Below are 21,779 nucleotides of genomic sequence, written 5' to 3'. Positions count from 1 at the left end.
TATGAAAAATATTATTTTAGTGATGATTACCCTTTTTGGGTTGTCTTCCTATGGCCAAATTCAAAAGGGAAAAGTGTTGGATAGTGATGGAAATCCTGTTGAAAACGCTTATTTAGTGAATATAAATTCTGAAAGTCATGCCCATACGAATGAATTCGGATTGTTTAGCTTGGATAAAACAGTTTTGGGAGATGTGATCAAGATAACTGCTTTAGGATATAAAAAATCAAATTTCACCATTGTTTCTTCAGATGATACAATTATTTTAGAAGATGATATTTTTAGATTAAATGAGATCGTAATCCAACCGAAACTTTCGGCTATGAATATAATTTCGAAGATAGATTTGCAAACGACTCCGGTAAATTCTTCGCAGGAAATTCTGCGAAAAGTACCCGGATTATTCATCGGTCAACATGCCGGTGGGGGAAAAGCGGAGCAAATATTTTTGAGAGGTTTTGATATTGACCACGGAACAGACATTGCTATTTCAGTAGATGGAATGCCAGTAAATATGGTTTCTCATGCACATGGTCAGGGGTACGCCGATTTGCATTTTGTAATTCCGGAAATAGTAGAAAAAATAGATTTTGGAAAAGGAACGTATTATGCCAACAAAGGGGATTTTGCAACGGCAGGATACGTTGCTTTTCAAACTAAAGATAAAATCGAAAAAAGTAGTATCGGTCTCGAAATAGGACAATTCAACACGATGAGAACAGTAGGATTGTTTAATCTTTTGGGCAACCAAAAAACACAAAGCGCCTATATTGCAACAGAATATATTCTAACGGATGGTCCATTTGATTCTCCCCAAAATTTTAATCGAATCAATCTGTTAGGTAAATATTCAGCTATTTTGAATGATAACAGTAAGTTTTCAATCTTGGCTTCTCGCTTTTCCAGCAAATGGGATGCTTCTGGACAAATTCCGCAACGTTTGATTGACAATGGAACGATTTCAAGATTTGGTTCTGTTGATGATACTGAAGGCGGAAATACGTCCCGAACGAACTTCAATGCGAGTTTGAGCAAGCCAATTGATGAAAATACATTCTTGAAGGCCAATGCTTTTTATTCGAAATATCAATTTGAATTGTATTCTAATTTTACTTTCTTTTTGGAAGATCCAATAAACGGAGACCAAATTAAACAGAAAGAAAACAGGGACATTTATGGAATGAATGCGGAATTGAACAAGAAAACGAAATTAAATGATGTAGATGTTTTGTTACAATTTGGAGGAGGTTTTCGTGCGGATGCTACAAAAGACACGGAGCTTTCACACACTTTGAACAGAAGAACGGTTTTAGAAAATATAAAATTAGGAGATATTGATGAGTCAAATTTGTTTTCGTATTTGAATTCTGAATTTACTTTTGGAAAACTAATGATTAATCCAGCCATTCGATTGGATTATTTCAAATTCAATTATCAAGATAAGTTGACTACGGATTACAAAACACAATCGGAATCCAAAGTCAAATTTTCTCCAAAGCTGAATTTCATTTATTCGCAAAATAACAATTTGCAGTTTTTTATAAAATCAGGAGTGGGTTTCCATTCAAATGATGCCCGAGTGGTGGTTCAAAACAGTGGAAAACAAATCTTACCAACCGCTATCGGAACCGATATTGGTACCATTTGGAAACCATTTCCAAAGTTGATCGTTAATTCAGCTTTATGGTATTTATTTTTGGAACAGGAGTTTGTTTATGTGGGAGATGCCGGAATTATTGAGCCAAGCGGAAAATCAAAACGTATGGGAGCTGAGTTCGGTTTGCGTTATCAGTTGAACGATTGGTTGTATTTTGATGCTGATGCCAATTATACATACGCGAGAAGTATAGATGAACCAAAAGGTCAGGATTACATTCCGCTAGCACCGGACTTCACCACTACTGGAGGTTTAAGTTTTCAAAAAGTGAATGGTTTTTCAGGAGGAATCCGGTATCGTTATTTAAAAAATCGTCCGGCAAATGAAGATAATTCTATTGTTGCCAAAGGCTATTTTATTTCGGATTTGAATATTAATTATCAATATAAGAATGTGAATTTTGGAATTTCAGTAGAGAATATTTTTGATACAGCATGGAATGAAACACAATTTGCAACAGAATCAAGGTTGCAAAATGAACCAGAGAGTGTAGAAGAGATTCATTTTACTCCCGGAACACCTTTTTTTATGAAAGGCAAAATTATCTATACCTTTTAATACACATTGAAGATTTGTTGTTTATTTGTTTGGAAGTCTGACATTTTCATAATGTTAGACTTCTTTTTTTTAACGTGTGTTTAACCAAAATAAATTTTCAGAAGACAATTTATTACTTAATTTTATAAAAAAAATAATTATGAAAAAAATAGTATTAGCCAGTTGTGCTATATTTCTTTTTAGCATTCAAAGCGAAGCTCAGACGAAGCAGAATATTTATCAGTACAAAGTAGAAGATTTATCAGGAAATAGTTTTGATTTTGCTTCTTTGAAAGGTAAAAAAATCATGATTGTGAATACTGCTTCAAAATGTGGCTTGACGCCACAATACAAAGATTTGGAAGCATTGTACAAAGAATACAAAGACAAAGGATTGGTGATTGTAGGATTTCCAGCTAATAATTTTGCTTCACAAGAGCCAGGAACGAATGAAGAAATTGCTACTTTCTGCCAACTGAATTACGGAGTAACGTTTCCTATGATGGATAAAGTTTCTGTAAAAGGCGATGATATGGCTGCTATTTATCAGTTTTTGACTCAAAAATCTAAAAATGGACTACAAGATTCAACTGTGGAATGGAATTTTCAAAAATACCTAATCAACGAAAAAGGAGAATTAGAAAAAGTGATTTCTCCAAAAACGTTACCAACAGATGCTTCAATTGTAAATTGGATTAAAGGATAATCAAGAAATAATAAAATAAAAAAGCGATTTTCAATTTCCCGAAAATCGCTTTTTTATTTTAAAACAGTTACAAATTAAAATTTTTCATTTTTGAAGATTTCTGCAACAGCTGCTTCGTAATTTCGGATACTTTGCGCTTTTTTTATTTTTTTCAAAACCTTATGCGGATTAGAAAATGTAGCCGAAAAGTATTCCCATAAATGGTACATTTTTAATAAAATATGTGTCGAACCAGAAAGGGATTCACTATAAATAGCATATAAAGTATCGTGAAACGCACTGAACAGTTCCATTTTGTCTGCAGGATATTCAGAAGTATTGTTTTTTATCATACTTGGTAAAAATGGATCAGAAATTAATCCTCTGCCTATCATCCAATGGTCAATGGTAGGAAAACGTTCTTGCATTTCATGAAATTTAGCCAGTGAAGTGATATCCCCATTGTAATACAGTTTATGTATTGTGTTATCAATACATTGCTGAAACGCATCCAGATTCACGCCACCTTTATAAAGTTGTTTCCCAATGCGTGCATGTATTGCAATATTCTTAATAGGGTAGGTATCTAAAATAGGCAAAACATCAAGAATTTCTTCACTGTTATCATAACCCAAACGCATTTTCATAGACACAATAATGTCAGATTCAGTGTGTGCTCTGTGAAGGATGTTGTTGATTTTCTCTGGATTGCTGATCAACCCGGAACCCATACCAGATTTGGTAACCATAGGATAAGGACATCCTAAATTCCAGTTTAATTCCTTATAACCCAATTCTCGAACATATTTAGCCACGAATAAAAATTCATCGGCATCGTTCGTTATAACTTGCGGAATTACCTCTAAACCAATATTGTTTTCAGGGAGCAGGTCTCTTTCGTATGACGGTTTGATAACCATTTTTCCGTTCAAGCGAATGTAAGGCGAGTAAAACGTGTCAATTCCTCCAAAAATTTTGTTTTGGGCATTTCTAAAACGAAAGTCAGTAAATCCCTGTAAAGGTGATGAAAGTAAGGTATAGTCCATGAAATTTTTAGTTGTGCAAATATACTATAAAGTCTCAGGTCTTAAAGTCATAAAGTTTTTAAAGTCAAACATATTAGAAAATGAAGCAAATTGTGGTACAAATTGATTTACTTTAAAATCAATTGCATAAAAACCGAACTGAGCCAACGATCAAATTTATAGCCAGATTCTTTAATAACGCCAACTGTTTCAAAACCATATTTTTTATGAAAAGCGATACTGCCTTTGTTTTCGGAGTCAATAACGCCAATCATAGTGTGATATCCTTGTTTTTTTGCCAATTGGATAAGTTCAGCCAATAATAATTTTCCAATACCTTTTCCTAAAAATTCTTCTGCAACATAAACAGAATGTTCCACCGTAAAGCGGTAGCCTATTTTATGACGAAAAGAGCCATAAGTAGCGTATCCAATCGTTCCATTTTCAGTTTCAGCTACAATTACAGGTAAATCATGGGCCAATTTTTCTTCAAACCACAATTTATGGGTTTCAAAATCACGTGGCTCATAATCATAAATCGAAGTACTGTGAAGTATTTGGTGATTGATGATTTCCAATATTGTATCTAAATCGGTAAAAACAGCCGGTCTTATCTTGATTTCCATATAGAATCTATTTTCCTTCAAATTTAAGAAAACTATTTAAGATAAGAGAAAAACCTTTGCAACTTTGTATCTTTGTTCTTTTGAAACTAAAACAATGATTTACCCCAAAATACCTTTAGCACAAAGCATTATTGAAATTTGTTTGGCCAAAGGAATCACCACCATAATTATTTCTCCGGGTTCTAGAAATGCACCGTTAACAATAGGTTTTGTGAGTAATCCTGACTTTCAATGTTACAGTATTGCTGACGAACGTGCAGCTGCTTTTTTTGCATTGGGAATTGCACAACAAACGAAACAGCCAGTGGCTTTGGTGTGTACTTCCGGTTCTGCTTTATTGAATTATTATCCGGCTTTTGCGGAAGCATTTTACAGCCAGATTCCTTTGATAGTGATTTCGGCAGACAGACCGCAAAGCAAAATTGATATTGGTGACGGACAAACGATTCGACAGGAAAATGTATTTGAAAACCATTCATTGTACAATGCTAATTTACACGAAGTGGCTTCGACCGAAAATGATTTAAAAATCAACGAAGCCATCAATACGGCAATCACTCAAAAAGGTCCCGTTCACATCAATGCGCCTTTTGAAGAACCTTTGTATGAAACCGTTTCGGAACTTTCAGTAGAAGTGAATATCATCGCTTCCGCAAATGCTACTCAGACAATTTCCATTGAAGAAGTTTCGGAATTTGCAACGATTTGGAACAATTCCACCAAAAAATTGATTTTAGTTGGCGTGAATGAACCCAATGCCATCAACGAAAAAATAATTGAAGCTTTTGCCAAAGAGGAGTCAGTTGTAGTTTTGACTGAAACCACTTCTAACTTACATCATGATACTTTTATAAGCAACATTGACACGATAATTACGCCTTTTACCCATGACGATTTTGAGGATTTTCGCCCAGAAATTTTAGTGACTTTTGGCGGAATGATCGTTTCGAAACGAATCAAGGCTTTTTTAAGAAAATACAAACCAAAACACCATTGGCATATTGATTCTTGGAGAGCGTATGATACTTTTGGCGCTTTGACCAAACATTTTGAAGTAGATCCAAATGTATTTTTTGATACTTTCTTGCCACTTACAAATTCAATAGAAAGTAATTATTTTAAGCAATTGGATGCCGTAAAAGTGTTGCGAAAGCTAAAAAGTGATTTGTATCGTTCTAAAATTCCTTTTTCGGATTTTAAAGTTTTCGAAAAAGTGATTCAGTGTTTGCCTACGAACAGTCAATTACAAATCAGCAATAGTTCAGCCATTCGTTATGCGCAATTAATAGATGTCCATCCTTCGATTGAAGTGTATTGCAATCGCGGTACCAGCGGAATTGACGGAAGTACTTCTACGGCTATTGGTGCGGCTATTGCCAATGAAAAACAAACCATTTTCATAACGGGGGATGTTGGATTTTTGTACGACAGCAATGCGTTATGGAATAATTACATTCCAAAAAATTTCAAGATTATTCTAATCAACAATGGAGGTGGCGGAATTTTTAGGATTTTACCCGGACATGAAGAAACTCCTGTTTTTAATACATTCTTTGAAACTTCTCATTGTTTGAGAGCAGAGTATTTGGCTAAAATGTATGGTTTTGAATATAGTATTGCGAGTGATGAAACGAGTTTAGAAACAAGTTTGACCGCTATGTATGCTCAAAATGAAAAACCAAGTATTTTGGAAATTTTCACACCCACTTTGGAAAACAACAGCATTTTACTGCAATATTTTAAAGAATTGGTCTAATTATTTTCGGGTGTTCGTTAAAAGGCATGATTAAATGTTTAAATTTGAGAGTGTAAAAAACTATTAATCAAACATTAAACTCTTATTTATGAGTGCAAGAGACGAATTAATTGTAAAGTATGCTGCCGATTTGAAAGACAAATGTGGTATAAATCCAGATATGGATTTGTTGACAAAAGTAACTATTGGTTGTGGTCCGTCCATTTATAATGCGGATTCAGCGACTGTCGCCGGAAGCCAACAATCAGAATTGGATACGGTGAAAAACAACTTTCTAATCAAAAAATTAGAGCTAGTTGACGGAGCTCATTTAGATGCCGGAATAGAAGCTGTTATGGAAATATACGGCCGTTCCAATAAAAATAAATATAGAGCAGTGCTCTATTATTTATTGGCTGTTCATTTCAAAAAAGAGAGTGTTTACAATTAATACTTAATTTGAGAATGTTACCCATAAAAAAAGCGTTTGCCTCGGCAAACGCTTTTTTGTTTATTATTTGTCCTGGTTTTAACGAATTGGCATTGGAAAAACCGGTAAACTAGAATGTCCAAATGCATCTACAGCTTGTACAGCAAAGAAAAAATTATCTTTAGAATAGGGAATTTCAGCTTTAGTATCTTTTACGAATATTGCTTTTTCCCAATGTTGCGATGCCGTTTCTCTGATAAGAATGTTGTATCCATAAACCGATTTTCCTTCAGGAGCGGTCCAAATTAAAGTAGAAAAATTAGTCAGGTCCTTCACTTCAATTCCTACGTTTGTTGGTGTTTTTGGAGACCAAGCCAAATTACTGAAAGTAGCCAAGTTAGAACAGGTTACTTTCTTCAGGTATTCAAAGTCCATAAATTCAGTAAGATCACCATACTGGATGTTATTTTCTTTTCTCACATTTTGATGCTGATGATCGTAGTTTTCATTCATTTCACAAAAACGAATGGCTGTAAACCCATTTTGACTGAAAGGCGTATGGTCGCCTCCACGTAAAAATCGGTCGTTGCGATATACTAAATTAATGTCCAGTTGTTCCACATATTGATTGGTAACCGTTTTGATGTATCGGGCTAATTGTCTGGATGGACTGTCATTATCACGATTGGTCGATTTACGCATTTTTGATTCGGCTTCCGTTTCTAAGAACGGAATTGTTTCGCTGAAAACGCGAACTTTAGTGTTGTCTCTCAATAAAGTACCACTGGATAAACTGTTTCCAATCATATCATTATTGATCATGGCAATAACATTCCATTTTCCTTCTTTGGCAACATCGGCTAAATGTTTGGCTCCGTACAATCCTTGCTCTTCACCAACTACAGCCACAAAAATCAGCGTAAAAGGGAATTCTCTTTGACTCATTATTCGGGCCAATTCCATCATGGCGGCTACTCCGGAAGCATCATCATTAGCACCGGGCGCATCTGATTTAGCATCCATTACATCCGAAGCACGAGAATCCAAATGACCGCTTATAATTAATACACGATTATCCGTAGGATCAGTTCCTTTTAAGGTTGCCATCACATTACCCAATTGGCTGTCGGTTGCAATACGTTTTCCATCGGCTTTGATGGTGAAAAAATCAATAACGGAAGTCAGTCTTCCGCCAGATGCCAAAGCATATTTATCAAATTCTGATTTTACCCAGCGTTGCGCCGCGCCAATGCCGCGCGTGTTACTTTTGGTGTCGCTCAAAGTATGTCGGGTTCCAAAAGACACGAGTTTTCGAACCGTAGCCTCCATGTTTTCCGATTTTACTTCAGCGACCATTTTTTTTATTTCCGGGTCATCGACTGTGGTTTGTGCGTAATTAGTTTGAGAAATGAATAGTAGTAGTAATAAACAAAGAATTGAGGTTGGTTTCATTAATAGTTTTTTTAGTTTTCTCAAAGTTAGGGAAAAAGAAAAAGAAATTGCGAGGAAATTGGATTTTAGGGATTGTTCATCGTTAAGTATGTTCAAGATTTTTAAGAATTAATCATTTTGAAAAACAAAACGTTCTAATCTAGCCCTGATGGAAGCAAGTATCCTTTCCAGTCCTGAACTTGTTTCAGGATCCTGAAACAAGTTCAGGACTGGAAAGATACTGTGTACAGCGGGACAACTCCTTATGAAAAAACGGAAAGTTATGCTACTGGAAAATAAAAAAATTGTCGGATTCAGGCTTTATTTTTTTGTAGACAGTTTCTTAATTTACTATTTTCAAACTTCGTACCTTTGCACTTTAGAAATTGAAAGAAAATGATTGAAATAGGAAAATACAATACGCTTACCATTTTACGCGATACCAAAGTGGGTTTGTTTCTGGGAAATCCAGAAGAAGACCCTGAAGGAATTCATGATATTCTGTTGCCTAACAAATACGTGCCAAACGAATTTGAAATAGGTGAGGAGTTGATTGTTTTTGTGTATCTAGACCACGAAGAAAGACCCGTTGCCACGACATTAGAGCCGTATATATTGTTGAATGAGTTTGCACTTTTGCGTGTGAATTATACCAATCAGATTGGTGCTTTTATGGATTGGGGAATGGAAAAGGATATTTTGGTTCCGTTCAAAGAGCAGGCGCGTCCTATGGAAAAAGGGAAACGCTACTTGGTTTACCTTTATATGGATGAAAAAACCAATCGTTTGGTAGCTTCTAGTAAATTGAATCAGTTTTTAAAAAATGACCACCTTACAGTTGAAAAAGGAGAAGAGGTAGATTTAATCGTTTCCCATATCACGGAATTAGGAATTAACGTGATCATCAACGAAAAGTACAAAGGTTTGTTGTATAAAGATGAAGTCTATGATGATGCGATTCGTACGGGTGACCGCATGCGTGGTTACATTAAAACGATTCGTCCTGATAATAAAATAGATGTGGCATTGCAAGTTCAAGGATATCAAAGTATAGAGCCGAATGCGGAGAAAATTCTTGATGAATTAAGAGCCAGCAGAGGGTTCTTGCGTTTGACTGATAATTCACATCCGGAAGACATTAAAACGGTTTTGAAAATGAGTAAAAAGACTTTCAAGAAAGCCATTGGTGCTTTGTACCGAGAGAAATTAATCGAAATCAAGGAAGACGGAATTTACTTGGTTAAGGAATAAAAAAAAGAAAGACTAATCGTAACGGTTAGTCTTTCTCTTTTTAATGCTGTTTTAGAATATTAAATTCTAGCAGCACTAAAATAAATTTGAAGTTTAAAGTAGCTTTATCCGCCTTTAAGAATAATAGTATGCTCTATACTATTTTAAAAATATTAACTTAAGCGTAAGTACTCTAAAGAATAGTTTGTCTTTAAATGTCCAATCACTTGCTTAGGAGTTAAGAAATAATTTCACGATAAAGCCGTTGGTTTTGTATATATTGGAAGATAATTTTCTAAAACAATTGTTTATTAATGTCTCACTTTCGCAAGGAACAAGAAAAATAAATCTTTATTTAACCGTAGGTGTTACTTTTTATTTTTTACTGCTGGGGCAAATGGTTGTAACATTAACTCGTTAATCGGGGCTTTAAAAATATTTTTATAAGCTATTACCGTAGAAAAAGGAGCGACAACATTTTTAATTGTATTCAATGCATTCTTTTTTTAGGTTAATAAATCAGTGAAGAATCAATAATTAATCAAGATAAACAATTTGTATCCATCTGATTAGCATTATTTAAATTTAGAAATAATTTGAATTACCGACTGTTAAAATGGTGCTTTTTTATTGTTTTTTAACATTTTAGAGCCTTTAATCAGAGAAGGATTACCATAAGCTTGTCTAAATAGAATAGATAAAATGTAAAAAATGATTTATTTTTACACTAAAATAATTTAAATCAATTGTAATGGATTGGATCACTACCAAAGAATACGAAGATATCACTTATAAGAAATGCAATGGCGTTGCCAGAATTGCTTTCAACAGACCGGATGTGCGCAATGCGTTCCGTCCAAAAACGACTGCCGAATTGTACAATGCATTCTATGACGCTCAGGAAGATACGTCTATTGGTGTCGTTTTACTTTCTGCCGAAGGGCCTTCATCTAAAGATGGCGTGTATTCTTTTTGCAGCGGTGGCGATCAAAACGCACGCGGACATCAAGGATATGTGGGCGATGACGGGCAGCACCGTTTGAATATATTAGAAGTTCAACGTTTAATCCGATTTATGCCAAAAGTAGTTATCGCTGTAGTTCCCGGTTGGGCCGTGGGTGGAGGACACAGTTTGCATGTAGTTTGCGATTTGACCTTGGCAAGTAAAGAGCACGCAATTTTCAAACAAACTGATGCCGATGTAACGAGTTTTGACGGAGGATACGGTTCAGCGTATTTAGCCAAAATGGTGGGACAGAAAAAAGCGCGCGAGATTTTCTTCTTGGGACGCAATTATTCGGCTCAGGACGCTATGGATATGGGAATGGTTAATGCGGTAATTCCGCACGATGAATTAGAAGATACGGCTTACGAATGGGCACAGGAAATATTGCAAAAATCACCGATGGCTATTAAAATGTTGAAATTCGCCATGAACCTTACGGATGATGGAATGGTAGGACAACAGGTTTTTGCCGGTGAAGCAACTCGCTTGGCGTATATGACCGAAGAAGCCAAAGAAGGAAGAAATGCTTTTCTGGAAAAAAGAAAACCAAATTTTGAGAAAAAATGGTTGCCGTAATGGAGTAATCAGTGTTCAGTTCAGACACTTCTGGATTAGTGTTAAGACACAAAACAATGCATAAAAAAACTTAGCGCCTTAGCGTCTTTGTGGTAAAAAAAATAGTTTAAATGGAAAATTTCACAAACGAAATAATTGATATCAATCAACTTCCTAAATTTGAGGAAGTCACTTTTACGAATTTACATCCTAAATATATAAGAGTAGTATTAATCAATGTCGCCATAATAATAGGAATACTTATTCTTGTTCCGGTACTAATTTCTGTTTTCAAGCCAGAGCTGTTCTCAGGAAGGGTCTGGTTAGTTTTAGGAGCTTTTATTCCGATAATTTCACTTTTGATTATTGTGTTTTCTTATATTGGATTCCAGAAAAAAGGATTTGCATTTAGGAAACACGACGTGCTTTTTAGACACGGGATTATTGCTGTGAATACCGTCGTAATTCCTTATAATCGAGTACAACATGTAGCGTTGCATGAAGGATTAGTTTCACGTTTTTTTGGTCTGGCCAAAATAGAAATTTTCACAGCCGGTGGAAGTTCCAGTGATATTGAAATTCCGGGAATCGAAAAAGAACAAGCCGAAAATATCAAGCAGTTGTTGATGGGTAAAATACAAAAGCAATTGTAATGGGAGTCGATTTTAGTCAGCCACAAAGACAATCTGTAATAGGAATTTTGGTGATGTTTTTTTACACGCTTCAGCAATATTCCAGAGCGTTGTGGCCTATGATTGTGATTTGGATTTTCAAGTTTGATGAGATTAACAAATTGTATCTTTTCCTTGGGATGATTGCCGTCTTTGTGAGTATTGGAGTTGTTTCTTATTTGAAATATCTGAATTTTACTTTTTTCTTAGATTCAGAAAACGAAGAATTTATCATTACAGACGGAGTTTTCAATAAAACAAAAACCGCTATTCAGCTGCGTAAAATCCAACAGGTAAATATCAATCAGTCTTTTATTCAAAAGTTAATTGGTGTTTATGAATTGGATGTAGATACTGCAGGAAGCAATAAAAAAGAAGGCGCCATCAAAGCGATTTCGCATGAATTGGCTTTGGAGTTGAAATTCCGTTTGTTGGAAAATGAAGAAAAAAAGAGTACAATTGGAATTGAAGAGACTTCATTGGAGGAAACTGAACAAAAACTATTTGAAGCTGCGCATCCTTTCATAAAAATACCTTTTTTGAGTTTGCTGAAAGTTGGAATTACGTCTAATTATGGCAGAAGTATCGCTTTACTGGTGATTTTCTTTAGTACGATTTACGAGAATTTTCAAAATTTTGGAGATGCGAACAATGTTTACAAAGAAAAAGTGGGGTCTTACATCGATAAAAACTTAGTGTTGCAAACTATTTTAATATCGATTGCATTGTTGTTCGGTATTGTTTTGGTTGTAAATATAATACGTACTGTTTTTAAGTATTATGATTATAAAATAACCCGACAAAAAGGGTCTTTATTGTTATCTTTTGGGTTGTTGAATACGAAAAGTACGATTATTAAACCCGAAAAGGTTCAGATTACGACCGTCACCAGAAATTATTTCCAAAAGAAAATGGGAATTTTAGAACTAAAAATCAAACAAGCGACCAGCGGTGAAAAAGAGGAACGCAAGTCGGTAATAGAAATTCCGGGATGCAGTGAGACCGAGAGAGATTCGATATTGAAATTATTGTTCCATAAAATTCCGGAAAAAGGATTAATGCTTCAGCCTAATTTTCGTAAACTTGTCTTTTCTGTTTTTCTTTCATTAGGATTACCTTTGTTGGGATTTATGGCGATTGGGAATTGGCTTGAGCCTCTATTTTTTGAATACAGTTATGTCGTGCCGATTTATGCTGTTTTTATTGGATTGATCCAGTATTTTAAATTTATAAATAACCGATTATTCATTAACGAGAATTTTATAATAAAACAAAGCGGTGCTTGGGATGTCAGCAATGATATTATTGAGCCCAGTAAAATACAAGCGATTACAACTTCGCAGCTTTTCTGGCATAAAAAGTTGAATATTGGTTCAATAACATTGCATACTGCAGGAGGAAATATAGCTTTTCAGTTAGGGAATTATTCAATACTAAAACAACAAGTCAACCTTTGGTTGTACGAAATAGAAACTTCCGATAGTAATTGGATGTAGTTTAAAGAGGTTATTTGAGTATTTGTTTATTCGGCAAACGATTAAACAAATACTCAAATAACCGAATGAACATTTAAATTTTTAAACAGAAAAATATGAAACATTGGATTGAAGCCGCACGTTTACGCACATTACCCTTATCGGTTTCTGGAATAATAGTTGGGAGTATGTATGCTTTGGCGCACCCAACAGATACTATATTGACGCCTACAGAAGTTTTTAACTGGAGACTGTTTGGCTTTGCCATATTGACAACATTAGGATTGCAAATACTCTCCAATTTTGCCAATGATTACGGCGATGGTATGAAAGGAACGGATAACGAAGACAGAGTAGGGCCAAAACGCGCCATACAAAGCAGTGTGATTACTCCCCAAGCAATGAAGCGCGCAATTATAATTACTTCGGCATTGACGTTGCTTTCGGCGATGTTGTTGATTTATTATGCGTTTACCGATACTAATTTATGGTATTCCTTATTTTATTTAGTGTTAGGGATTCTTTCAATTGTATCTGCGATTCGGTATACGGTTGGAAATACAGCGTATGGCTACCGTGGATTTGGCGATGTATTTGTCTTTGTGTTTTTTGGATTGGTAAGTACTTTAGGTGTGAATTTTTTATACTCCAAACAATTGGATTTTGAATTGGTTTTACCTGCAATTGCCATTGGATTATTGAGCGTCGGCGTTTTGAATCTGAATAATATGCGTGACGAAGCATCAGATAGAAAATCAAATAAAAACACGATTGTCGTAAAAATTGGTGGAGCCAAAGCAAAAATATATCATTACTGCCTGATTGTAACAGCGATGGTTTTGGTATTGATTTTTGCAATTATTGACGATTTTCATTTTGATCAATACTTGTTCCTACTGGCCTACATCCCTTTAACGAAACATTTACTCACTGTTTATAAAAATCAAAATCCTAAGGAGTTAGATCCTGAATTAAAAAAACTGGCACTTAGTACTTTTGCACTTTCGGTGTTATTGGCTTTGTGTATGATTTTCTTCTTTTCGGATTTAATCGTGAATAGTTATTAAAAACAAAGGTCAATTGCAATGATAATTTTAAAAATCAATTTCAATTACAATCTTTAAGTTTTTCAAATTTTAAATTTAATTCAAATGAAAATAACATTTTACGGTCACGCCTCATTGGGTATAGAAGTTGGCGGAAAACACATCATTGTAGATCCTTATATTTCTGCTAATCCAAAAGCTTCACATATTGACATTGGCACTTTAAAAGCAGATTATATTTTAATAACGCATGCACACGGAGATCATATTCTGGATGTGGAAGCAATTGCCAAAAGAACCAATGCGGTAATCGTTTCCAATGCTGAAATTGCCGGTTATTATTCCCAAAAAGGGTTTCAATCGCATCCCATGAATCACGGCGGAAGCTGGAATTTTGACTTTGGGAAACTAAAATACGTAAATGCCATTCATTCCAGTTCGTTTCCTGACGGCATTTACGGAGGAAACCCGGGCGGTTTTGTCATCGAAGGCGAACATAAAAACGTATATATTGCAGGTGATACGGCGCTTACCATGGATATGCAACTTATACCCATGCGCACTAAACTTGACTTGGCAATTTTGCCCATAGGCGATAATTTCACCATGGATGTCGAAGAGGCTATTGTCGCTTCTGATTTCTTGGATTGCGATAAAATTCTGGGTTATCATTACGATACATTTGGTTATATCGAAATTGATCATGAAGATGCCATTCGTAAATTCTTCAATAAAGGAAAAGATTTGATGTTGCTGGAAATAGGAAATTCCATCGAATTGTAATGTCATTGCGAGTTTTTCGAAGCAATCTCCTGCTATCTGCTCATATCTTTACTTGCTTTGTAGCAAGCAAGTAAAGGGAGGGGTATCGTTGACGTAACGCTTTGTGAACTTTGCGAAAAACTTTGTGAACTTTGCGGTTAAATTTTTTATAAAGAATTCCAAATCAACCATGCATAATAAATATTTCATTGTTTTATTTCTGTTTCTAATTACAGTAAATACCGTTTTCTCTCAAAAAGACGGCTATTGGGATAAAACCCGCGCTACAACGGAAGAAATTACGGTTTCAGCCAGAGACAGAATTATTATAAAAACCCAAGATTTTCCTGAAGGAACTACTGAAGTAGTATACAGAATTACACTTTTGGATAAAAATCAGCAGATGGCGGGTAGTTTGGTTTCGGTTTTAAAAGCCATTCCAGACCCAACAGGAATCAGTCAGGGTTCGGCAGGAGCGGTTTTTATTTTGTCTAAAATCTCTGGAGATGACAAATGCAAGTATGCGGTTTTTTCTAGCACGGATTTAGCGACAAAATACAAAGAAAACGGAAAAACCGATGACGCATGTTTGGTGCAAGATACGCCGGTTAGCAAAGATGCCAAGCGACTTTCTGCTGAGAAATCAGCTTGTATGCAATCCAATTCTGGGAACTTATGGTTTGGTTTCGAAAGTAAAAACTGGATTATGAATCAAAAAATTATCCTTGAAGTCGTGCCGTGGGTTGATGATAAACTCAGCCGTGGCTGGACGCTTGAAAACAGAAAAGCAATCATCGATCAATGCAAAACATCTAATTTGGCTCAAAAAATGACCAATTCAGATGATTTTTGCGTTTGTATTCTCGATAAAATCCAATCCAAGTACAAGTTTAAGGAATTTCAAAAATTATTGGCTGTAGAGCGTGCTAAAGCGTTCAAGGATTTTGGGAACAGTTGTTTTGGTGAAACCAGTCTTTCTAAAAGTGTTTATGGCGATTTGCGCAAGCAAGCGACTTTATTGGCAAAACAAGGAAAGCAAGGCGAAGCCATCCTGAAATTGACAACGATCATCAATGACGGAAAAGCAACTGCTTTGGATTACAATGCCATAGGAAACAGTTATCTTTTGACGAAGCAATACGGGAAAGCAATCAAATTCCTGAAAGAAGGCGAGAAGCTTGATAGTACGGAGTTATTAATACAGCTGAATTTGGCGCACGCCTATTTGTTGAATGATAATTATGCCTCGGCAAAAGCCATTTATAAAGAATATCAATCTCAAAACGTTACGGATAGTTTGAGTTGGACCCAAAAAGTAAAACAAGATTTTGCAGCTTTCAAAAAGGCAGGAATAACTTCCGGTGATTTTGAAAGAATTTTGAAGTTGATGGATTAAGTTTTGATAAAATTAGTTAGATACAAGTTTACCAGATTAAAATAATTCATAACTCATAATTTATAATTTCTTGAAAGCAACTTACCACAAATACATTCTCAATTTCAAACGCCCGTCAGGAACTTCCCGTGGTGTTATGACCGAAAAAGAAACTTGGTTTATCGTCTTGGAACAAGAGGATAAAAAAGGAATTGGTGAATGCGGGATTCTTCGCGGATTGAGTATTGATGATCGACCGGATTATGAAGAAAAATTGCAATGGACTTGTGATAATATCCATTTGGGAAAAGACCAACTTTGGGAAGCGTTATTGGAGTTTCCTTCGATACAATTTGGAGTCGAAATGGCATTTCAATCTTTGGGGAGTGAAACTCCTTTTTTACTCTTTCCTTCGGACTTTACTAATGGTACAAAATCCATCCTGATAAACGGTTTAGTTTGGATGGGAGAGGAGTCGTTTATGAAACAGCAAATCGAGGAAAAATTAGCGAATGGTTTTCGTTGCATTAAACTAAAAATTGGAGCGATAGATTTCTATAAAGAACTGCAATTATTGCGGTTTATTAGGGAGCATTTCACTCCGGAACAAGTCGAAATACGAGTAGATGCGAACGGTGCTTTTACTGAAAATACAGCTTTAAATAAATTAATACAATTAACTGAATTTAAATTACATAGCATAGAACAGCCGATACAAAAAAATCACACTGACAGTATGGCAGAGCTGTGTAAAACCACTCCTTTTCCTATTGCTTTGGATGAAGAGTTAATTGGTGTGTTTTCTTTGGCAGAAAAAGAGCAATTATTGGTAAAAATCAAGCCGCAATACATCATTTTGAAGCCTAGTTTTATAGGCGGTTTTCGAGGCACACAAGAGTGGATTTCATTGGCTGAAAAGCATAAAATCGGGTGGTGGATTACCTCCGCTTTGGAGAGTAATATTGGACTGAATGCAATTGCACAATGGACCTTTTTGCAGCACAATTCTATGCCTCAGGGATTGGGAACCGGAGCATTGTACACTAATAATTTTGACTGTCCGCTGGAAGTTTCAGAAGGTCAATTGTGGTACAAAAAGGAGCTGGATTGGACGTTTGATTTTGCTCTTTTGAAATAGATTATTTCGTAGTTTTCTTTTTTTCGCCATCTCCCAATAAAACGGATAACGTCTTTAAGCTTGGTGTGCGGTCCGCAATCAGTTTTATGATGCTGATGAACGGAATGAATAGAATCATTCCTGCAGCACCCCAAATAATGCCTCCCACGATTACCACAATAATAATGACCAGTGTGTTTATTTTTAAACGGCTTCCTACCGCAAAAGGGAATATAATATAGGCTTCGAGTGCTTGAACGATAGAAAAAACTGCAACAACGGCTAATGGATACCAAATCGAATTGTACGTTATCCAGGAAACTGCAATGGGCAAGAGCGAGGATATCATAATACCCACATACGGAATAAAAGTCAGGATTGAGGCTATAAAACCAAACAGAAAAGGATGTGGCACTCCTATAATCAATAGCCCAATGCTGTTTAACAATCCAACTATTAAATAGACCACTAACATTCCTTTGATAAAATTGTAATACGCGTGAATAGTTTCAATAAGGATTTCGTGAATGGTTTTTTTTCGCTCCGGAGGGAAAAGTTCATACAAAGCATTCGATAACATCTGGCGATGGAAAAGTATCAATGCCGAGAAAACAGGAATCATTGATAAGAAAAATAAAGACTCTGAAACAGAATAAGCGGTATCTCGTATTATTGAAAAGGCTTGTGAACCGGAGTTGTTGATCGTATTGTTGATGAATTCCGTTTGTTTTTCAATACTGACACCAAATCTTTCGTAAAGAAAAATACTCAATTGCTTCGTGGTTTCGGTAAGTTTTGCGCTCAAAGATTGCCATTCCTGCAGAAATTCCGAGAACTGTGAGAATAATAGATAGATTATTGCTCCCGCCAAAAGCGTTACTCCTAAAATAGAAATAACAATTGCAATTCCTTTATTAATCCCTTTTGTTTCCATCCATTTACAGATTGGATACAGAATAAAACCAACGAGTAATGAAAAACTTAACGGAATAAATAATGTTTTGCCAAAGTACAGAATCAAAGAGGCCAATACTATAAACTGAAGAATTTCTAAAACAGAAAATCTCCTATTGGATTGAAATGGAACGGGTGTTTTAGAAGATTGTAACATGCAAATTTGTATTATAACCTTTATTTCTTATTCTTCCTTTACTTTTATTTGCGATTAAAGTATAAATTTAAAACGTGTAATAGGGCACTAAATTGTTTGTTATTTCGAATGTTTTTAAGATTCTAATAATCGCCTGTGGTAATTGATTTGTCCCAAATGATAGGCTAAATGCGTGGTCAAATGAATGAGCATAAAGGCAGTTGTAGTCTTGTTTTTGAAAACTAAAAGCGGATATTCTATTTTTAATTCTTCTTCGGATAAGTTATTAAGTGCATTGTCAACGACAATAATGGTTTCTTCGATTTTTTGTATTAATTCTGCTCTTGGAATATCTTTCAATGAAAATTCGAGTGCTCTGTTTCTAACGTAGTTTGTGTTTCCAAACTGGGCACCAATATACGTATTCAGATTTCCTACCAAATGCAAGCATAGATTCCCGGCTGAATTAGCTATTCCTTTTTGAATTTTCCAAATATCACTTTCATTTTGGTATGACTCAATTTCGGTTTTTAGCTTATTTAAATCTCGGTTGAACAGTATTTTTAAACTTTCAATTAGCATTTTTAGTTTCTTTATATTTCTTCAATGACAACAGTGCTAGTTGTTGTATTTTTTTCTGAAAAAACCCGGTCCAGCCTAATAAATATCCTGTAATTCCAAAAGCTTGTTTGGACCATTTCCAAATGTCGAAATCATCCGTGTGTTTTATAATTAATCCATCTTTAAACTGAAATTGCGCTCGAATAACATTTTCTACTTTTCTATTGGTTTTACTGAAGTTGTAGGTAGCAATCCATTGCGCGGAACCAACGTATTCATCTGCTTTTATATCTGAGAATTCAATTTTTATATTTCCTTTGCTTTTTTCAATTAGCATTTTCCACATTTGGCAAACATCATTTTCTTTTAACAAACCAAAAGCCGGATCACGAAATTCAATTTTAGAATGATAGCATCCACACATTTTTGAAGCATCGGCATTGGCAAAAGCAGTGTAGAACTTAATAAGGGTTTTTTCGTTTGCAGTCATATCTACATAAAGTAAGTAGTAAAAATACTAATTTTTTTTGTTAAAATTTCGGTTTTAAAAATACTAATGTAAAAAATAGACGTGCTTTTTTTCTAGTTTGGACAAATCAATAGTGCTGATTGGCTGCGATTCATCGATTTGCTTTGATTATAGGTTTCAAATTTTAATAAAAAAAGAGGATAGACTTTTAAGTTTCTATCCTCTTTTATAATTTATTAAATTGTATTCTGTTATTTCGGTTTATTTAGCGGCAGGAATAATATCAATTATAACGGTACGATTATAAAAACGTTCTTCAGGAGTTTTGTTATTAAATGGAGCATTGTTTTCATTTTCTCCATAACCTGATACATCGAATTTAACATCATTTCTACCCGCTTTAGCTAAACTGCTCTGAAGGATGTTTTTCACATCATTTGCACGAGCTAATGACAAATCCTGATTGTAAACTTCTTCACCAATAATATCAGTATGACCTTTAATAATTATGGTTGCTCCAGCAGGAATTTTTGGCGTAACTACTTCAGTAAGATATTTTTCATACAATGAAATCGCTTTTGATTTATTAAATTCATAGATGATACTATATCTCATGCCTTCTTCCATTTTTGTAGGTGTCCAAAGTATCATGTGAACCGGAGTTTCCTTCTCTACAACTTTACCACTTTTAGTCTGGCCAATCATTTTTACTTTGTAATCTCCTTCAGGACGGCTACCTAAAATTGTTTTTCCAGGAATCTTTACCTCATCTTGAGTATAAGGCCCAAAAGACTGTACTTTTCCTTTTTCATCAGTTATTTGTAATGACCAAGAAGACAATGCTTCGTTAGCGCCTTTGTTATTAAAGGTAACATAACTTTCCAAAGGAGCTTCTTGTGAAGCTATAATCTGAACCGGTCTCAATGGCGTATCAGGACCGCTTTGAAATTCCATCAATAGATCAGCAGAATTACTTTCGATAGAAACTCTGCGATCTCCTTCCCGTAGCAAAACTAATTCTAATGTTCCACCAGGTTGTTCCGATGGAATATTTGGTTTGTCTTGACCTTTAGTAGTAATTCTAGTTGGATTTATTGCAAATACATTTACCAAATACGTTTTGATTGATTCTGACATAATACGTCCATCTGCAGGACCTTTTTCTGATGAACCTACCAAAGTAATAGTTGAAGCAGGATTTTTTTGCATACGATCTCCAAGTATATTCAGCACATTATAGTAAACAGTCATTTGACGTTTAGAACGATCTGATAAATTTTTTGGAGCAAATGTTTCCAATTGATCTTCTTTGAAATCTTTTACTTGATTTTTCGTTAATAAAACATAACGATTTGGAATCTCCGTTGATTCGTCATTAAAGAAAATATAGTTTCTAAGTGGGAAAATCTCAGTCATTCTTCTTTCTCCGGGAACATTGCTAGGAGAATTTACTGAGAACTGCACTTCACGGTCTTTAGCCAAATCCGTTGCTTCTTGAATGTTTTTTCCTTGTCCAAATTTAAGTGCAACTCCCGCTCTAATTGTAGTTATGTTCCAAGTTTCTGTTGAACGTGGATTTTGGCCAAAATATGGTTGGAAAGAAACAAAAGGCGACAATACAAATTGTGTTTTGTTAGTATCAGAAGAAAGCGGAATATCATATCCTGCCCCAATTTGCATTGACAAAATAGTTTTCTCAATCTCATTAAATTCACCAGTTACTGCAGGAGTAGGGGCCTGATCAGGAAAAGCTGGATTAATGCCTAATTGATACGTAAATGATTTTTCCATATTGAAAGCCAATCGCGGACCACCATAAAGGTAAAAATTAGATTTGAAAGGAGCAAAACGTACGCTTGGTTCCACGGTGATGTAACTAAGATCAGCAGCTAAATCAGCAGGACAGTTGCATGCCGTTACTACTTGGTCAAAAGAACCTTTACGGTTATCATATCCCGCTTGTAGCATTACACCCCATCTTGAATCAGCTGGACGATATTCTAAAAGTGGCGCAATAAAAAGTCCTGTGCCATTCCCATCATGGAATGCAGTTGGAGATTTAAAACCAGTATTTAATTGTTGAGTAGAGCCACGATAGAAATTAAAATTGGCTCCACCTGCTACTCCAAAGTACCAAGTAGGTTTCGCATATTTAATTACTTGTGTTTCCTGTGCTTGAACCGGAGTTTGATTGCTTAACCATGCTAAAGCTATTATTGCAACACTTTTGAAGCTCAGTTTATTTGTAGACCATGCAATGCAGGATCTGCTTTTAAAATTAGTTTTAGTTTTCATT

General features: G+C 35.2%; 20 protein-coding genes. 12 read left to right on the top strand and 8 right to left on the bottom strand.

The window, feature by feature from the left end; translation table 11 throughout:
• Position 1: 1 nt before the first annotated feature.
• Together E0H99_RS09255 and E0H99_RS09250 are read left to right on the top strand one after the other, a co-directional pair.
• Positions 2-2,215 (top strand): TonB-dependent receptor, encoded by a 2,214-nt coding sequence (locus E0H99_RS09255; RefSeq protein WP_131994207.1) that lies wholly within the window; start codon positions 2-4, stop codon positions 2,213-2,215.
• A gap of 139 nt (positions 2,216-2,354) precedes the next feature.
• Entirely contained in the window at positions 2,355-2,900 is a 546-nt protein-coding gene (locus E0H99_RS09250; RefSeq protein ID WP_131994204.1) for a glutathione peroxidase, read from the top strand.
• A 74-nt stretch (positions 2,901-2,974) separates the two neighbouring features.
• On the opposite strand, the gene E0H99_RS09245 is transcribed toward E0H99_RS09250, so the two are convergent.
• Positions 2,975-3,925, bottom strand: a complete 951-nt coding sequence (locus tag E0H99_RS09245) for a tRNA dihydrouridine synthase (protein WP_131994201.1) — start codon at positions 3,923-3,925, stop codon at positions 2,975-2,977.
• A 107-nt stretch (positions 3,926-4,032) separates the two neighbouring features.
• Positions 4,033-4,530 (bottom strand): GNAT family N-acetyltransferase, encoded by a 498-nt coding sequence (locus E0H99_RS09240; protein ID WP_131994198.1) that lies wholly within the window; start codon positions 4,528-4,530, stop codon positions 4,033-4,035.
• Positions 4,531-4,624: 94 nt separating this feature from the next.
• Between E0H99_RS09240 and menD the strand changes: the two genes are divergently transcribed.
• A complete protein-coding gene (menD, locus tag E0H99_RS09235) occupies positions 4,625-6,286 on the top strand; it encodes a 2-succinyl-5-enolpyruvyl-6-hydroxy-3-cyclohexene-1-carboxylic-acid synthase (protein ID WP_131994196.1) in 1,662 nt (553 codons plus the stop codon).
• Between the two features lie 88 nt (positions 6,287-6,374).
• The gene (locus E0H99_RS09230; RefSeq protein WP_131994193.1) at positions 6,375-6,716 is read left to right on the top strand and encodes a DUF2853 family protein; all 342 of its coding nucleotides are present in this window, start codon (positions 6,375-6,377) and stop codon (positions 6,714-6,716) included.
• Between the two features lie 78 nt (positions 6,717-6,794).
• On the opposite strand, the gene E0H99_RS09225 is transcribed toward E0H99_RS09230, so the two are convergent.
• The gene (locus E0H99_RS09225; RefSeq protein WP_131994190.1) at positions 6,795-8,147 is read right to left on the bottom strand and encodes a M20/M25/M40 family metallo-hydrolase; all 1,353 of its coding nucleotides are present in this window, start codon (positions 8,145-8,147) and stop codon (positions 6,795-6,797) included.
• A 375-nt stretch (positions 8,148-8,522) separates the two neighbouring features.
• Between E0H99_RS09225 and E0H99_RS09220 the strand changes: the two genes are divergently transcribed.
• Positions 8,523-9,377: a S1 RNA-binding domain-containing protein gene (locus tag E0H99_RS09220; protein ID WP_114754132.1), complete on the top strand. Its 855-nt coding sequence runs from the start codon at positions 8,523-8,525 to the stop codon at positions 9,375-9,377.
• A 347-nt stretch (positions 9,378-9,724) separates the two neighbouring features.
• Here E0H99_RS09220 and E0H99_RS17555 read toward each other — a convergent pair whose 3' ends face one another.
• A complete protein-coding gene (locus E0H99_RS17555; protein WP_262708569.1) occupies positions 9,725-9,850 on the bottom strand; it encodes a hypothetical protein in 126 nt (41 codons plus the stop codon).
• A gap of 257 nt (positions 9,851-10,107) precedes the next feature.
• Here E0H99_RS17555 and E0H99_RS09215 point away from each other — a divergent pair, with 257 nt between their 5' ends.
• The 7 genes from E0H99_RS09215 to E0H99_RS09185 all read left to right on the top strand — a co-directional run bounded on the left by E0H99_RS09215 (position 10,108) and on the right by E0H99_RS09185 (position 17,384).
• A complete protein-coding gene (locus E0H99_RS09215) occupies positions 10,108-10,938 on the top strand; it encodes a 1,4-dihydroxy-2-naphthoyl-CoA synthase (RefSeq protein ID WP_131994187.1) in 831 nt (276 codons plus the stop codon).
• A gap of 110 nt (positions 10,939-11,048) precedes the next feature.
• A complete protein-coding gene (locus E0H99_RS09210; protein WP_131994184.1) occupies positions 11,049-11,570 on the top strand; it encodes a PH domain-containing protein in 522 nt (173 codons plus the stop codon).
• A complete protein-coding gene (locus E0H99_RS09205; RefSeq protein ID WP_131994181.1) occupies positions 11,570-13,084 on the top strand; it encodes a PH domain-containing protein in 1,515 nt (504 codons plus the stop codon). The genes E0H99_RS09210 and E0H99_RS09205 overlap by 1 nt, the downstream gene beginning before the upstream one ends.
• A 95-nt stretch (positions 13,085-13,179) precedes the next feature.
• Entirely contained in the window at positions 13,180-14,130 is a 951-nt protein-coding gene (gene menA / locus E0H99_RS09200) for a 1,4-dihydroxy-2-naphthoate octaprenyltransferase (RefSeq protein WP_131994178.1), read from the top strand.
• Positions 14,131-14,214: 84 nt separating this feature from the next.
• Positions 14,215-14,892, top strand: a complete 678-nt coding sequence (locus E0H99_RS09195; RefSeq protein WP_131994174.1) for a metal-dependent hydrolase — start codon at positions 14,215-14,217, stop codon at positions 14,890-14,892.
• 169 nt (positions 14,893-15,061) lie between these two features.
• A complete protein-coding gene (locus E0H99_RS09190) occupies positions 15,062-16,267 on the top strand; it encodes a tetratricopeptide repeat protein (RefSeq protein ID WP_131994171.1) in 1,206 nt (401 codons plus the stop codon).
• Positions 16,268-16,337: 70 nt separating this feature from the next.
• Complete coding sequence (locus tag E0H99_RS09185) at positions 16,338-17,384, top strand: o-succinylbenzoate synthase (protein ID WP_131994168.1); 1,047 nt, start codon at positions 16,338-16,340, stop codon at positions 17,382-17,384.
• Position 17,385: 1 nt separating this feature from the next.
• Here the strand turns inward: E0H99_RS09185 and E0H99_RS09180 are convergent, their stop codons facing one another.
• The 4 genes from E0H99_RS09180 to E0H99_RS09165 form a co-directional block, all read right to left on the bottom strand.
• A complete protein-coding gene (locus E0H99_RS09180) occupies positions 17,386-18,474 on the bottom strand; it encodes an AI-2E family transporter (RefSeq protein ID WP_131994165.1) in 1,089 nt (362 codons plus the stop codon).
• A 114-nt stretch (positions 18,475-18,588) separates the two neighbouring features.
• The gene (locus E0H99_RS09175; protein WP_131994162.1) at positions 18,589-19,035 is read right to left on the bottom strand and encodes a DinB family protein; all 447 of its coding nucleotides are present in this window, start codon (positions 19,033-19,035) and stop codon (positions 18,589-18,591) included.
• Complete coding sequence (locus E0H99_RS09170) at positions 19,025-19,504, bottom strand: nuclear transport factor 2 family protein (protein ID WP_131994159.1); 480 nt, start codon at positions 19,502-19,504, stop codon at positions 19,025-19,027. The genes E0H99_RS09175 and E0H99_RS09170 overlap by 11 nt, the downstream gene beginning before the upstream one ends.
• Positions 19,505-19,744: 240 nt before the next feature.
• Positions 19,745-21,778: an OmpA family protein gene (locus tag E0H99_RS09165; RefSeq protein ID WP_131994156.1), complete on the bottom strand. Its 2,034-nt coding sequence runs from the start codon at positions 21,776-21,778 to the stop codon at positions 19,745-19,747.
• Position 21,779: the final 1 nt, after the last annotated feature.

The sequence above is a fragment of the Flavobacterium sp. GT3P67 genome (assembly GCF_004349155.1).
In the GTDB taxonomy this organism is placed as follows: Bacteria; Bacteroidota; Bacteroidia; order Flavobacteriales; family Flavobacteriaceae; genus Flavobacterium; species Flavobacterium ranwuense.
Note: the sequence above shows the minus strand (reverse complement) of the source record. Positions and strands in the feature narration are given on the sequence as shown.